Here is a 13,772-nt window from a genome sequence, read left to right as displayed (position 1 = left end):
GGGTATTCCGGCATGGCGCCATAGTCTGTGCCGGCACGAAGAACCTGCGCCCCGCACCGCGTTGCGAGGCACCGTAAAGGTCCCGCCTGAGGAGTAAATGGAATGCTGACTCGCAACAGAAAACCCTTCACCCTGAGCCTCGCCGCACTGAGTTGCGCGCTGGCCTTGGCACTGCCCATGAGCGCCCATGGCGCACCCCAGCCGACAGAAGTGAAAAGCGCCGGCGCGCCGGACATGAGTCAGGCCGACTTCGACACCTCCAAACAGATTTACTTCGAGCGCTGCGCCGGTTGCCACGGCGTGCTGCGCAAGGGTGCCACCGGCAAACCGCTGACCCCGGACATCACCCAGGCCCGTGGCCAGGCGTACCTGGAAGCATTGATCACCTATGGCTCCCCCGCCGGCATGCCGAACTGGGGCACCTCCAATGCGTTGACCAAAACCCAGATCAGCCACATGGCCAGCTTTATCCAGCACACCGCGCCAACCCCACCGGAATGGGGCATGGCCGAAACCCTCAAGACCTGGAAAGTGCTGGTCAAGCCCGAAGACCGGCCGAAGAAACAGCTGAACAGCCTCAACCTGGAAAACCTGTTCTCCGTCACCCTGCGCGACGACGGCAAGATTGCGCTGATCGATGGCGACAGCAAGAAAATCGTCAAACTGATCAACACCGGGTATGCCGTGCATATCTCGCGGATCTCCGCCTCGGGCCGCTACCTGCTGGTGATCGGCCGCGACGCCAAGATCGACATGATCGACCTGTGGCCTGCCGAACCGACCAAAGTCGCCGAGATCAAGGTCGGCATCGAGGCGCGCTCGGTGGAGACCTCGAAGTTCAAGGGCTACGAAGACAAGTACGCCATCGCCGGTTCCTACTGGCCGCCACAGTTCACCATCATGGACGGCGAGACCCTGGAGCCCAAACAGATCGTCTCCACCCGCGGCATGACCGTCGACAAGCAGGAATATCACCCCGAGCCCCGCGTCGCGGCGATCATCGCCTCCCACGAATGGCCGGAGTTCATCGTCAACGTCAAGGAAACCGGCAAGGTGATGCTGGTCAATTACCAAGACATCAAGAACCTCACCGTCACCACCATCGACGCCGCACCGTTCCTGCATGACGGCGGCTGGGACAGCACGCACCGGTACTTCATGACGGCGGCCAACAACTCGAACAAGGTCGCGGTGATCGACTCCAAGGAACGCAAGCTCACCGCGCTGGTCGAGGTCGGCAAGACCCCGCACCCAGGCCGTGGCGCCAACTTTGTGCACCCCACCTACGGGCCGGTCTGGGCCACCAGCCACCTGGGCGACGGCGGTATTTCGGTGATCGGCACCGACCCGGTCGACCACCCGCAATACGCCTGGAAACAGGTGGAATCGCTCAAGGGCCAGGGCGGCGGCTCGCTGTTCATCAAGACCCATCCCAACTCCCGGCATTTGTATGTCGACACCACCCTCAACCCCGACGCCAAGCTCAGCCAATCGGCAGCGGTATTTGACATCGACCATCTGGACAAGGGTTACACCGTGCTGCCGATCGCCGAATACGCCGGCATCAAGCAAGGCGCGCTGCGCGTGGTGCAGCCGGAATACAACAAGGCCGGCGACGAGGTGTGGTTCTCGGTGTGGAACGGCCAGACCGAGGAATCGGCGCTGGTGGTGATCGACGACCAGACCTTGAAGCTCAAAGCCGTGATCAAGGACAAGCGCCTGATCACCCCGACCGGAAAATTCAATGTCTACAACACCCAACACGACATTTATTGAGCCCCATCAACACAAGGACTTCCGATGAAAAATACTCTCTTCGCACTGTTGGCCTGCACCGCTGCACTCAGCCTGCAACCGGCCCTCGCCCAAGATGGGCAGGCCTTGTTCAACAGCAAACCCTGCGTCGGCTGCCACATGGTGGGCAGCAAGCTGGTGGGACCGGCCTTGAAGGATGTTGCAGCCAAGAACGCCGGCGTGAAAGACGCCGCCGTGACCCTGGCCAGCCACATCAAGAACGGCACCCAGGGCAATTGGGGACCGGTTCCGATGCCGCCGAATCAGGTGACGGAAGACGAAGCCAAGGTCTTGGCCGAATGGGTCCTGACCTTGAAATAAGCACAAGGAGCGCGCCATGAATGCATCGATGATCGGTACGGCCATGGCGCTGCTCCTGCTGATTCCCGCGCGGGCGCTGGCCACACCGGACGCCGCCCGCCTCGAACACCTGCTGACCCAGGACTGTGGCGCCTGCCACGGCCTGTACCTCACCGGCGGCCTGGGTCCGCCCCTCACCCCGGCGGCTCTCGCCGGGCACAGCCGCGACAGCCTGACCGCCACCATTACCTATGGCCGCCCTGCCCGTGCGATGCCCGGCTGGGCGCCGTTGCTCAGTGCCGGCGAGATCGCCTGGCTGGTCGAACGCCTCCTGCAAGGAAGCCCCGCACCATGATGCGTCCCACTCTTCTATCGCTGTGCCTGCTGCTCGGCGCCTGTGCCCAACCGCCGCTGCGCGGGACTGGCGACCTGGGCCTGGTGATCGAACGCGCCAGCGCCAGCGTGCAAATCATCGAAACCAGCGGGATGACGGAGCTGGGGCGGATCGACGGCTTGGGCGACCTGTCTCACGCCTCGGCGGTGTTTTCCCGCGACCAGCGCTACGCCTACATCTTCGGCCGCGATGGCGGCCTGAGCAAAGTCGACCTGCTGCGCCAACGCGTTGAAAAACGCATCATCCAGGGCGGCAACAGCATCGGCGGCGCGATCAGCCAGGACGGGCGCCTGATTGCCGTGTCCAACTACCAGCCCGGCGGGGTCAAGGTGTTCGATGCGCAGACCCTGGCCCAGGTCGCCGACATTCCCGCCACGCCCCTGGCCGACGGCAAACGCTCGCGGGTGGTGGGCCTGGTGGATGCGCCCGGCCAGCGCTTCGTGTTCAGCCTGTTCGACAGCGGCGAGATCTGGAGCGCCGACTTCAGCCAGGGCAACACCCCGCGGATCACGCGGTACCAGGACATCGGCGAGCAACCCTACGACGCGCTGATCACCGCCGACGGCCGTTACTACATGGCCGGGCTGTTCGGTGAGGACGGCATGGCCCAACTCGACCTGTGGCATCCGGAGCGCGGCGTAAAGCGCGTGCTCGCGGATTACGGGCGCGGCCAGGCCAAACTGCCGGTGTACAAGATGCCCCACCTCGAAGGCTGGGCCGTGGCCGATAACCAAGCCTTTGTGCCCGCCGTCGGCCATCACCAGGTGCTGGTGATGGATGCGCGCAGTTGGCAGCAGACCGCCGCCATCGACGTGGCCGGCCAACCGATTTTCGTCACCGCACGCCCGGACGGGCGCCAGTTGTGGGTCAATTTCGCCTACCCGGACAACGACCGCGTGCAGGTGATCGACACCGAGACCCACCAGGTGGTGGCCGACCTGCGCCCCGGCCCCGGCGTGCTGCACATGGAGTTCACCGGGCGTGGCGAACAGCTGTGGCTGTCGGTGCGCGACGGCGAGCAGGTACAGGTCTGGGACCCGTATCGCATGACCTTGCTCAAGACCCTGCCGGCCTTGAGTCCCAGTGGAATTTTCTTCAGCAATCGCGCGCAAAAAATGGGGTATTGAGATGGACCTTGACCTGCTCAGCCGTCAATTGATCGAACGCTACCAGCACGGCATGCCGCTGTGCGCCGAACCTTATCGCGAAATGGCCCAGGTGCTGGGCTGCAGCGAGGCACAGTTGATGACATGCCTGCACCGCCTGGAACTGGCCGGCTCGCTGTCGCGGGTCGGCCCGGTGTTCGAACACACCCGCGCCGGCGCCAGCACCCTGGCCGCCCTGGCGGTGCCGGTCGAACGCCTGGAACAGGTGGCGCGGCGCGTCAACCAGTACCCGGAAGTCAACCATAACTATGTCCGCGAGCATCAATACAACCTGTGGTTTGTCTTGACCGGCCCGCACCGTCAGCACCTGCAACAGATCCTCGACGAGCTGGAGCAAGACACCGGCCTCATCCCCCTGGACCTGCCGATGCTCACCGCCTACCGCATCGACCTCGGGTTTTCCCTGGGAGCGCATCCGTGATCGTCCCGCTGAGCCAAGAACAGATGCTCGACCTGCGCCAATGCCTGGAGCGCGGTTTGCCCCTCGTGACGCGACCCTACGACAACCTCGCCGAACAGATCGGCGCGCACCATGACCAGGTGTTGCAACAGATGCAGCAATGGCAGGAACAAGGCCTGTTCCGCCGCGTCGGCCTGGTGCTCAATCACCGCGCCCTGGGCTTTGTCGCCAATGCGATGCTGGTGCTGGATGTGCCCGATGCGCTGGTGGATGAAGTCGGCAACCGCCTGGGCCACGCGCCCGGCGTCAACCTGTGTTATCAGCGCCCGCGCCGCCTGCCGCAGTGGCGCTACAACTTGTTCTGCATGGTGCATGGCCGCGAACGCAAGGAGGTCACGGCGCATATCCAGCGGGTGCTGGAACAGCAGCAATTGAGTGACCTGCCGCACCAACTGCTGTTCAGCACCCGCGCCTTCAAGCAATGCGGCGGGCGCTTTACGCCGCCGTCGTCGCAGGTGTGGGCCCATGGATGATCTCGACCGGCGCCTGATCAATCGCCTGCAACACGGCCTGCCACTGGTGCGCGATCCCTGGCAGCAGGTGGCGCAGGAACTGCACAGCCAGCCGAGTGAAGTGCTCGACCGCCTGCATGACCTGCTCGAAGACGGAGTGCTGACACGCTTCGGTCCGATGTTCGATGTCGAGCGCCTCGGTGGCGCCTTCACCCTGGCCGCGTTGACTGTGCCCGAGGCGCGGTTTGAGGCGGTCGCCGAACAACTCAACGCATTGCCCCAGGTGGCCCACAACTACCGCCGCGAACACCGCTGGAACATGTGGTTCGTGCTGGCCTGCGGCACCGAGGCGGAACTGGCCGCCACCCTGTCCCGCATCGAGACCCTGACGGGGTTGGCGGTGCTCAATCTGCCGAAGGAGCAAACCTACCATGTCGGTCTGTATTTCCCGGTCTGATGACCACCTGGCCCTGCGCCTGGTCGCCCTCACCCAGGCTGGCCTGCCGCTGCTGGACGATCCCTGGGCCTGGCTCGCCGAGCAGTTGGGCATCAGCGTCGAGTCGACCCTCGACCTGCTCAAGCGCCTGCAGGCCGAGGGCGCGATCCGGCGTGTCGCCGCCGTGCCCAACCATTACCGCCTGGGTTATCGCCACAACGGCATGACCGTGTGGGATGTGGCCGACGTGCAGATGCCGCGCCTGGGCGAATTGATCGGGGCGCAGCCGTTTGTCAGCCATTGCTACCGCCGCCCGCGCCGTCCCGACTGGCCCTACAACCTGTTCGCCATGGTGCATGGGCGTAGCCGCGAAGAAATCGACAGCTACCGCGAGCACCTGCGCTACCTGCTCGGCGATGCCTGCCGCGCCGACGAGATGCTGGTGAGCAGCCGCATCCTGAAAAAAACCGGCCTGCGCCTGACGCCGGCAACCTAGAAGGAGCGTCCCATGCTGCGGATCAGTCAGTACCTGCGTACCCTGGCCGGACAATGCCCGCCGCCCCGCACCTCGCCGCCCGGCAAGGACCGGCCGCCGGTGGTGATCTGGAACCTGCTGCGGCGCTGCAACCTCACCTGCAAACACTGTTACGCCACCAGCGCCGACAGTGTGTTTCGCGATGAACTGGACACCCCGGCCGCACTCCAGGTGATCGATGACTTGCACGCGGCCGGGGTGCGCGTGCTGATTCTGTCGGGCGGCGAACCGCTGCTGCGTGCAGACTTGTTCCAGCTCAGCGCCTATGCCCGCGACAAAGGTTTTTTTGTCGCGCTGTCGAGCAACGGCACGCTGATCGACGAACAGAATATCCAGCAGATCGCCGACGCGCGTTTCGATTACGTGGGCATCAGCATCGACGGTCTACAGGCGACCCACGATGCGTTTCGCCAGTTGCAGGGCAGTTTCCAGCGTTCGATGCACGCTATCCGCCTGTGCCGCGAGGCCGGGATTCGCGTGGGCCTGCGCACCACCCTGACCCAGGAAAACCATGGCCAGTTGCCGCAACTGCTGGCGCTGATGCGTGACTACGATGTGCAGAAGTTCTACCTGTCGCACCTCAACTACAGCGGGCGCGGCAAACGCAGCCGCCAGCTGGACGCGCACCGGCAGATGAGCCGCGATGCGATGACGCTGATATTCCAGCAGGCCTGGCACGACATCGAAAACGGCGTCGACAGTGACTTCGTCAGCGGCAACAACGACGCCGACGCCGTGCTGTTGCTGCAGTGGGTCCACCAGCATCTGCCCGAGCATTACCCGCAACTGGAACACCTGCTGCACGGCTGGGGCGGCAATGCCTCGGGCAGCGGCGTCGCCAACATCGACAATACCGGCGAGGTCCACCCCGACACGTACTGGTGGCAGCACTCGGTAGGCAACGTGCGCAACACCACGTTCCGCCAACTCTGGCTGGACCAACCCGACCCGTTGCTGCTGCGCCTGCGCGAACACCCGCGGGCCATCGGCGGGCGGTGTGCCGAGTGTCGCTGGCTGCCGATCTGCAACGGCAATACGCGCACCCGCGCCTGGGCCGACGGCGACCTTTGGGGCCCCGACCCCGGTTGCCACCTCAGCGACGCCGAGATCGCCCTGCAGCCTTGCAACCTGATCCCTTGCTCGACCACCCGGTGACACAACCGGGGGCAGCCCACCTGATGATGTACCAAGGACGTCTCATGCACACTCCGACCGCCTTACCTGCCAGTTTGCACTGCCCTTTCCACCCCGGCGAAGTCGCGTTGGTGGGCGCCGGCCCCGGCGACCCGCGCTTGCTGACCCTGCGCGCCTGGAGCCTGCTGATGCAGGCCGATGCGGTGGTCTTCGATCGGTTGGTCAGCGCCGAGCTGTTGGCGCTGATCCCGCTGACTTGCGCGCGCCATTACGTGGGCAAGGCCAGCGGCTGCCACAGCCTGCCCCAGGATGAGCTCAACGAGCTGCTGGTAGAACTGGCCGACCAGGGCCAACGGGTGGTGCGCCTCAAGGGCGGCGACCCGTTTATCTTCGGCCGTGGCGCCGAGGAACTGGAATACCTGCTGGCCCACGGCGTGCCCTGCCAGGTGGTGCCGGGCATCACCGCCGCGTCCGGGTGCAGCGCCTATGCCGGCATCCCCCTGACCCACCGCGACCTGGTCAACTCCTGCCGCTTCGTCACCGGGCACCTGCAACGCGACGGCGCGTTGAAGCTGCCTTGGGCCAGCCTGGCGGAGCCGAGCCAGACGCTGGTGTTCTATATGGGCCTGTCGAACCTCGCGCTGATCGCCGAACACCTGGTGGCAGCAGGCCTGCCGGCGGACACCCCGGCGGCGCTGATCAGCAACGGCGCGCGCGCCGACCAGCAGGTGGCGCGTGGCACCCTGCGCCAATTGCCGACAATGGCCGCCGACTGCGAACCCGGTGTGCCGACCCTGACGGTAATTGGCCAGGTGGTGAACCTGTTCGCCGGGGCCGCCCTGCACTTTCCCGCCAGCCTGTCACCGGCCCGCGAAGCGGTGGCGGTATGAAACGCCTGCTGCTGGTGCCCTTGCTCTGGGCTACCACCGCCCACGGCACGCCGGCCGAGGACTACCAACGTCACTGCGCAAGCTGCCACGGCCTCAACCGCATCGGCGCCAGCGGCCCGGCGCTGCTGCCGGAAAGCCTGGGGCGGATCAAGCCCGAGGAAGTGCGCAAGGTCATCGAGCAAGGGCGCCCGGCCAGTCAGATGGCCGCGTTTGCGCCACAGCTGAGTGCCGCGCAGATCGACGGCTTGGCGAATTTCCTGCAGCAACCGCCCGCCACACCGGCAACCTGGAACGAACAGGACATCCGTAACAGCCACACCCTGCTGGCAGACCTGAGCCGCTTGCCGACCATGCCTTCGCATCACGCCGACCCGCTCAACCTGTTTGTGGTGGTGGAGTCCGGCGACCATCACATCGACATTCTCGACGGTGACACCTTTGCCGTGCTGGACCGCTTCCCGACCCATTTCGCGGTCCACGGCGGGCCGAAATTTTCGCCGGATGGACGCTTTGTGTACTTCGCCTCGCGCGACGGCTGGATCAGCCTGTACGACCTGCACAACCTGAAACTGATCGCCGAAACCCGCGTGGCACTCAACACGCGCAACCTCGCGGTGAGCAAGGACGGACGCTGGGTGCTGGTGGGCAATTACCTGCCGGGCAACCTGGTGGTGCTGGATGCCCGCGACCTGTCGCTGGTCAAGACCCTGGACACCGCGTCCCGGGTCAGCGCGGTGTACACCGCACCGCCGCGCAACAGCTTTATCGTAGCGCTCAAGGACGTGAATGAAGTCTGGGAGCTGTCCTATGCCGCCGCCCAGCCGAGCTTCGAACCCCGGCGCATCCAGGCCCAGGACGTGCTCGATGACTTTTCGTTTTCCCCCGACTACCGCCAACTGATCGCCACCTCACGCAAGGCCGGCGGCGGCCAGGTCATCGATCTGGACAGCGGCCACGTGGTCACCGACATCCCGCTGTCCGGCATGCCGCACCTGGGTTCAGGGACGTATTGGCAGCGCAATGGCCAGTGGGTGTTTGCCACGCCGAATATCAGCAAGGGGCAAATCTCGGTGATCGACCTCAATACGTGGAAACTGATCAAGCAGATCCCCACCCTCGGCCCGGGCTTTTTCCTGCGCAGCCATGCGAACTCGCGTTACGTGTGGAGCGATGTGTTTTTCGGGCCGGACAACGATGCGATTCACCTGATCGACAAACAGACCCTGGAAATCGCCCACACCCTGCGCCCAATGCCAGGCAAGACCGCCGCCCACGTGGAATTCACCCGCGATGGTCGCTACCTGTTGCTGAGCATCTGGGCCACCGATGGCGCGTTGATCGTCTACGACAGCCAGACACTCAAGGAGATCAAGCGCATCCCGATGAACAAACCGTCGGGCAAGTACAACGTGGGCAACAAGGTTGAATTTGCCGAAGGCACATCACACTGAACAGGGATTGAAATGAAAATCCCCTGTGGGCGCTGTCCAGCGCCCACAGGGGATACAGTCCTATCCGCTCAAACCGTGCGGGAAAACTGGCCTTTGTGCGCGCCGCCCAGGTAGGCGTCAAAGGCCATGGCCACGCTGCGCACCATCAGTTGGCCCTTGGGCAACAGTTGCAGCGCATCGGCCTGGATCAGCAATAGCCCGTCCGCTACCTGCTCGTCCAATTGCAGCAGTGCCTCGGCGAAATAGTCGTTGAAGCGCACGCCGTGGTCCGCCTCGATCCGTGGGAAGTCGACCCGGCCGTCACACATCAGGCCGTTGATCACTTCACGGCGCAGTACGTCATCCGGGTTGAGCCGATAACCGCGCTGCACCGGCAGCATCCCCGCGTCGAGTCGGGCGTAGTACTGGGACAGCTCCTTGACGCTCTGGCTGTAGCTGTCACCGACTTTGCCGATGGCCGATACGCCAAGGCCGATCAGGTCGCAGTCGGCATGGGTCGAATAACCCTGGAAGTTGCGCTGCAAGGTGCCGTTGACGCGGGCCAGCGCCAGTTCATCGTCGGGCAAGGCAAAGTGGTCCATGCCGATGTAGACGTAACCGGCCTCGGTCAGGCGGCGGATAGTCAGTTCCAGCAGTTCCAGCTTGCGCGCCGGCGGTGGCATGTCTTCGGGGCGGATCATGCGCTGGGCGCGGATCTGGCTCGGCAGGTGCGCGTAACTGTAGGCGGCCACACGGTCGGGGCGCAGGGCGATCAGCTTGCTCAAGGTCACGTCGAAGCTGGCCACGGTTTGCAGCGGCAGGCCATAGATCAGGTCGACGCTCACCGATTTGAAGTGTGCCTCACGGGCTGCGGCCACCAGTTGCAGAATCTGCGCTTCGCTTTGCACGCGATTGACCGCCGCCTGCACGTCGGGGTCGAAGTCCTGCACGCCGAAACTCAGGCGATTGAAGCCCAGGCGGCGCAGCGTGTTTATCCGCTCGACGCTGATGGTGCGCGGGTCGACCTCGATGGAGAACTCATGGGCGTCGCTGTCATCCAGGGTGAAGTGTTCGGCCAGGCAGGCCATCAGCTCGGCCAGTTGCGTATCGTCCAGATAGGTCGGCGTGCCGCCGCCCAGGTGCAACTGGGTCAGGCGCCGGGAACGCTCGAACAACGCCGCCTGCATCTGGATCTCGCGCTTGAGGTAAGCCAGGTACTCCACGGCCCGGTGGGTCTTGCGGGTGATGATCTTGTGGCAACCGCAGTAATAACAAAGGCTCTGGCAAAACGGGATGTGGATGTACACCGACAACGCCTTGGGCGTGGCCACCTGGTGACTGGCGCGGACCGCCTGATGATAGTCATCCAGGGCGAAGGCGCTGTTGAACTGCGGCGCGGTCGGGTACGAGGTGTAGCGCGGTCCCGGTCGGTCGTATTTGTGCACCAGGGCACGGTCGAATTCAAACGCACTCATGGTCGATCACCTCGTCGTTGGCGCTGACCGGGGTGGCGAGCACAGCCCGTTCAAACAGTGCGCAGATACCATCCACGTGCGGCAGGCCGGCCGGCAGCAACCAGATGAACGTCGGGGACAGCTCGATCAGACCGTCGCGGTGCAGGGCTTCCAGCAGCGGCCACAGGTAGGCGAAATAGCGCGCGAACACCAGGCCGTAGCGCCGCTCCACCGCCTGCACATCCAGTTCCAGGTCACAGGCCAGGCGTTCGGCCACGTGCAGGCGCACCGGGTCAGAGGTTTCGCGGAACCAGCCCCGCTGCGTGGCGAGCTGAGCATTACCCAACTGTTCGCGGTACTCGCGGGCATCGGCCGTGTTCTGCACGCACAGGGTGTCGATCTGGCTGATGGCGCCGAGGCCGAAACCGACGTGGTCGCAGTAACCGTGCAGGGTGAAGCCCTCGCAGTTACGGCTCAGGCGCCCGCGTTCCTGGGCTTGCTTGAGGTCATCGTCGGCGCGGGCGAACTGGCCCAGGCCGATGTAGTGATAGCCCGCCGCCGCCAGGTGCTGAAAGCAGAGACGGCGCATGGCGCTCTTATCCGACTCGCTGCAGAACGCCTGGGGTTGCTGGGATTGATAGCGCACAGGCGCGTGGGCGTAATCGAATACTTGCAAGCGATCCGGCTCCAGGGCGATCAGGCTGGTCAGTTTCAGCTCGATACTGGCTGGGGTTTGCCAGGCATGCCCGTAGCCGAGGTCGATGTTCACCGAGCGAAACCCGAAGGTGCGGGCCGCATCCACCAGCGACTCGATCGGCGCCGGGTCCTGATACCGCGCCTGGCACAGCGGCCCCTCGCGGTTGGCGTCCGGCACGCCGATGCTTGCATGGTTGAAGCCTTGTCCGCGGAGCAGGCCCATCGTGGCCCAGTCCATGTGCCAGGGGTCGAGGTCGATGCAGTAGTCGCCCCGGTCGTGGTCGAGAAAGTTGAAGCGCTCATGCAACAGCGCCATCAACTGCTGCACCTGGGCGAACGCCGGTGTGGTGCCGCGCAGGTGAAAGTGATCGACCGGCTGGCGGCTGCCGAGTTGGCAGCTGATCAGGTGGATTTCCTGGGCGAGGCTGTGCCAATAGTCACCGCCAACGTCGCTCGTCGGCCAGTGCAGGTTCAGCGCCAGGGGCCGCTGGCGCTGACGGCTGTCGCGCAAGGCGCGCAACAGGTCGAGGGAGCCGACACCGGCATGGAAGCGGCGGGTGTCCGTTTGGCAAGCCAGGTCCAACACGCCTTGATCGTGACGAAAGCGAGCGGGATGAAGATGGGTGCGCATGACAGACTCCGGTTCGGGCGGCGGTGGTGCATTGTCCGGTGCGACCCGGCAACGCACCTTGATATGCGTCAAGGTCGCAGCCCCGCCTGTCTACCAGCTCAGGTAAAACATGCCCTTGGCCAGCAGCACAATGGCGACCATGTGCGCGAACAGGCTCAGATGCACCCAGCGGACATAGCGCGCACTCACCGAGCCCCAGCGCATGCGCGCCATGGTCAGCAGAAAATGCACGAGCACACTGGCAGCCAGGATCAGCTTGAGGGTCAACAAGGTGCCGAAAGCCGACGCCGACGGCGCAGCCAACACTGGCAGGTAACGCAACCAGACCATGCCCAGGCCCGCGCCGAACAGCACCAGCAACACCCACGGCATCAATACCCGGGCACGCTGGCCGACGCCCTGCTCCACCAATACCATCACCCGCGCCGGCAATTGCCGGTGCAGGTGCCCCAGGATCAGCACCTCGAAAAACACCGTGCCGATGAAGATCAGCGCGGCGAACAGGTGAGCCACTAGAAACAGGGGGTAAAGCATGGTGGCCTCTCAAGGGGACCGGCCGTTGGGACTTCAGTGTGCGGCCTGGCGCAACGCGTGGCCTTGATACCGATCAAGCGTTGCGACGGCGCGGCTTACAGCAGTGGGATGCTGTAGCTGACGATCAGTCGCGTCTCGTCCTTGTCGGCCGTGTCGTTACCGCGCCACACCGCACCGCGCCAGGTCAGGCCCAGGCCCTTGAACGTGCCCGAGGGGATCACGTAATCGACACGCAGGTCGCGCTCCCACTCGCTGTTATCGCGACGCGCCGCCTGGATGTGGCTACCGTGGATATAGGTCACGCTCGAGCGCAGGCCCGGAATGCCAAGGCTGGTGAAGTCGTAGGCGTAGCTGCCTACCGTGGCCTGTTCCCCGGCATTGACGAACTTCAGCGACTGGGAGTTGGTGATCAGGTACAGCGAACGGCCCTGCCCCTGGTTGATATGGGGGAAGTCACTTTCGCCGGTGGTCTTTTGATAACCGAGGCTCACCGAGTGCCCGTACAGGCCGTAGGTGAACAGCGCACTCCACAGGCGGTTGTCGACCTTGCCGGTGTTGACGCCCGCGCCGTAATACCCCGAGCTGACATAGCCTTCGCCACGCCCGGCGGCGCTGGCGTTCTTGCCGTCGGCGGTGCTGTAGAAATAGCGCAGGTCGGTCTTGAACTGCCCCACCGGCAACTGCCAGTTGTGGATCAGGCCCAAGAAGTGCTGCTGGTAAAAGTTCTCCAGGCTGGCGTAGTAGTACTGCAGTTGCAGTTGCTTGCTGACGGCGTAATCCACCCCGCCGTAGTAGAACTGGTTGCTGAACTTGCCCTTGACCGGATCATTCGCACCGACGATGGACATGCCCTGGCCGTTGCTGGAGTTACGGTCCAGTACCTGCTCGATTTTACCGGCGATCAGGTTGAAGCCTTGCAGGTCCTTGGAGTCCACTTGATAGCCACGGAACGTCTGCGGCAACAGCCGGCCGTCTTCGGTGGTCAGCACGGGCAGCTTGGGCATCAGCGTGCCGGCTTTGAACTGGGTCTGGGAGATGCGCATCTTGCCGGTGGCGCCGGTTTTGCTGAAGTCGTTGGCGGCCTTGCCATCGGACAACGGAAAAACGCTGCCGGGGGTGTTGTCTTCACCGGCCTTGCCTGCGCGCCCCGAGGCGTCCAGGCGCAGGCCGTACATGGCTTGCAGGTCCAGGCCAAAACCGACCAGACCCTCGGTGAAACCGGACTGGTAGTTGAACATGAACGCCTGGCCCCACTCCTTATCCGTAGGGGCCTTGGCGTTACGAGTGTCTTGGTTGTAGTAGAAATTGCGCAGGTCGAGAGTGGCTTTGCTGTCGTCGATAAAACCCGACGCAGCCACCTGCTGCGCAGCGCCAAGAGAGACGGCGAGCGCCATGCAAGTCTTGTGATTCATGAAGGCTCCTGAAAGTAATTGAGGCAACCCGTCACAGCCCAGCCCTGTTCTTTG

At 64.3% G+C, this 13,772-nt stretch carries 15 protein-coding genes; 11 read left to right on the top strand and 4 right to left on the bottom strand.

Annotation, left to right across the window (positions count from 1 at the left end; all coding sequences use genetic code 11):
* Nucleotides 1–102 precede the first annotated feature (102 nt).
* The 11 genes from nirS to U5A08_RS11910 are packed head-to-tail and all read left to right on the top strand — an operon-like array spanning nt 103 to nt 9,012.
* Nucleotides 103–1,776 (top strand): nitrite reductase, encoded by a 1,674-nt coding sequence (nirS, locus tag U5A08_RS11960; protein ID WP_482221339.1) that lies wholly within the window; start codon nt 103–105, stop codon nt 1,774–1,776.
* Between the two features lie 24 nt (nt 1,777–1,800).
* Nucleotides 1,801–2,115, top strand: a complete 315-nt coding sequence (locus U5A08_RS11955) for a c-type cytochrome (protein ID WP_321851676.1) — start codon at nt 1,801–1,803, stop codon at nt 2,113–2,115.
* Between the two features lie 16 nt (nt 2,116–2,131).
* Nucleotides 2,132–2,449: a c-type cytochrome gene (locus U5A08_RS11950; protein WP_301294963.1), complete on the top strand. Its 318-nt coding sequence runs from the start codon at nt 2,132–2,134 to the stop codon at nt 2,447–2,449.
* Nucleotides 2,446–3,615: a cytochrome D1 domain-containing protein gene (locus U5A08_RS11945; RefSeq protein WP_321851674.1), complete on the top strand. Its 1,170-nt coding sequence runs from the start codon at nt 2,446–2,448 to the stop codon at nt 3,613–3,615. The genes U5A08_RS11950 and U5A08_RS11945 overlap by 4 nt, the downstream gene beginning before the upstream one ends.
* Nucleotide 3,616: 1 nt before the next feature.
* Nucleotides 3,617–4,075 (top strand): Lrp/AsnC family transcriptional regulator, encoded by a 459-nt coding sequence (locus tag U5A08_RS11940; protein ID WP_247407497.1) that lies wholly within the window; start codon nt 3,617–3,619, stop codon nt 4,073–4,075.
* 23 nt (nt 4,076–4,098) lie between these two features.
* Nucleotides 4,099–4,587, top strand: a complete 489-nt coding sequence (gene ahbB / locus U5A08_RS11935; RefSeq protein WP_425262732.1) for a siroheme decarboxylase subunit beta — start codon at nt 4,099–4,101, stop codon at nt 4,585–4,587.
* Entirely contained in the window at nt 4,580–5,023 is a 444-nt protein-coding gene (locus U5A08_RS11930; protein ID WP_247407493.1) for an Lrp/AsnC family transcriptional regulator, read from the top strand. The genes ahbB (U5A08_RS11935) and U5A08_RS11930 overlap by 8 nt, the downstream gene beginning before the upstream one ends.
* Complete coding sequence (ahbB, locus tag U5A08_RS11925; protein WP_253395095.1) at nt 4,998–5,498, top strand: siroheme decarboxylase subunit beta; 501 nt, start codon at nt 4,998–5,000, stop codon at nt 5,496–5,498. Before U5A08_RS11930 ends, ahbB (U5A08_RS11925) begins: the two co-directional genes overlap by 26 nt.
* Nucleotides 5,499–5,510: 12 nt before the next feature.
* Nucleotides 5,511–6,692: a heme d1 biosynthesis radical SAM protein NirJ gene (gene nirJ / locus U5A08_RS11920; protein ID WP_321851671.1), complete on the top strand. Its 1,182-nt coding sequence runs from the start codon at nt 5,511–5,513 to the stop codon at nt 6,690–6,692.
* A 44-nt stretch (nt 6,693–6,736) separates the two neighbouring features.
* Nucleotides 6,737–7,561, top strand: coding sequence for a uroporphyrinogen-III C-methyltransferase (cobA, locus tag U5A08_RS11915; RefSeq protein ID WP_321851669.1), 825 nt, complete (start codon nt 6,737–6,739; stop codon nt 7,559–7,561).
* Entirely contained in the window at nt 7,558–9,012 is a 1,455-nt protein-coding gene (locus tag U5A08_RS11910) for a cytochrome D1 domain-containing protein (RefSeq protein ID WP_321851667.1), read from the top strand. Before cobA ends, U5A08_RS11910 begins: the two co-directional genes overlap by 4 nt.
* A gap of 68 nt (nt 9,013–9,080) precedes the next feature.
* Here U5A08_RS11910 and hemN read toward each other — a convergent pair whose 3' ends face one another.
* From hemN to U5A08_RS11890, 4 genes are all read right to left on the bottom strand, one after another.
* Nucleotides 9,081–10,466 (bottom strand): oxygen-independent coproporphyrinogen III oxidase, encoded by a 1,386-nt coding sequence (hemN, locus tag U5A08_RS11905; protein WP_321851666.1) that lies wholly within the window; start codon nt 10,464–10,466, stop codon nt 9,081–9,083.
* Nucleotides 10,453–11,772, bottom strand: a complete 1,320-nt coding sequence (locus U5A08_RS11900; protein ID WP_321851664.1) for an oxygen-independent coproporphyrinogen III oxidase — start codon at nt 11,770–11,772, stop codon at nt 10,453–10,455. The genes hemN and U5A08_RS11900 overlap by 14 nt, the downstream gene beginning before the upstream one ends.
* A 90-nt stretch (nt 11,773–11,862) precedes the next feature.
* Nucleotides 11,863–12,306 carry a CopD family copper resistance protein gene (locus U5A08_RS11895; RefSeq protein WP_247405576.1) on the bottom strand — a complete coding sequence of 148 codons (444 nt, stop codon included), beginning with the start codon at nt 12,304–12,306 and terminating at the stop codon, nt 11,863–11,865.
* Between the two features lie 95 nt (nt 12,307–12,401).
* Nucleotides 12,402–13,718, bottom strand: a complete 1,317-nt coding sequence (locus U5A08_RS11890) for an OprD family outer membrane porin (protein ID WP_253395083.1) — start codon at nt 13,716–13,718, stop codon at nt 12,402–12,404.
* Between the last annotated feature and the right edge of the window lie 54 nt (nt 13,719–13,772).

It is taken from the genome of Pseudomonas paraveronii (assembly GCF_963681955.1).
GTDB lineage: Bacteria > Pseudomonadota > Gammaproteobacteria > Pseudomonadales > Pseudomonadaceae > Aquipseudomonas > Aquipseudomonas paraveronii.
This window is presented reverse-complemented; position numbering and strand designations above follow the sequence as displayed.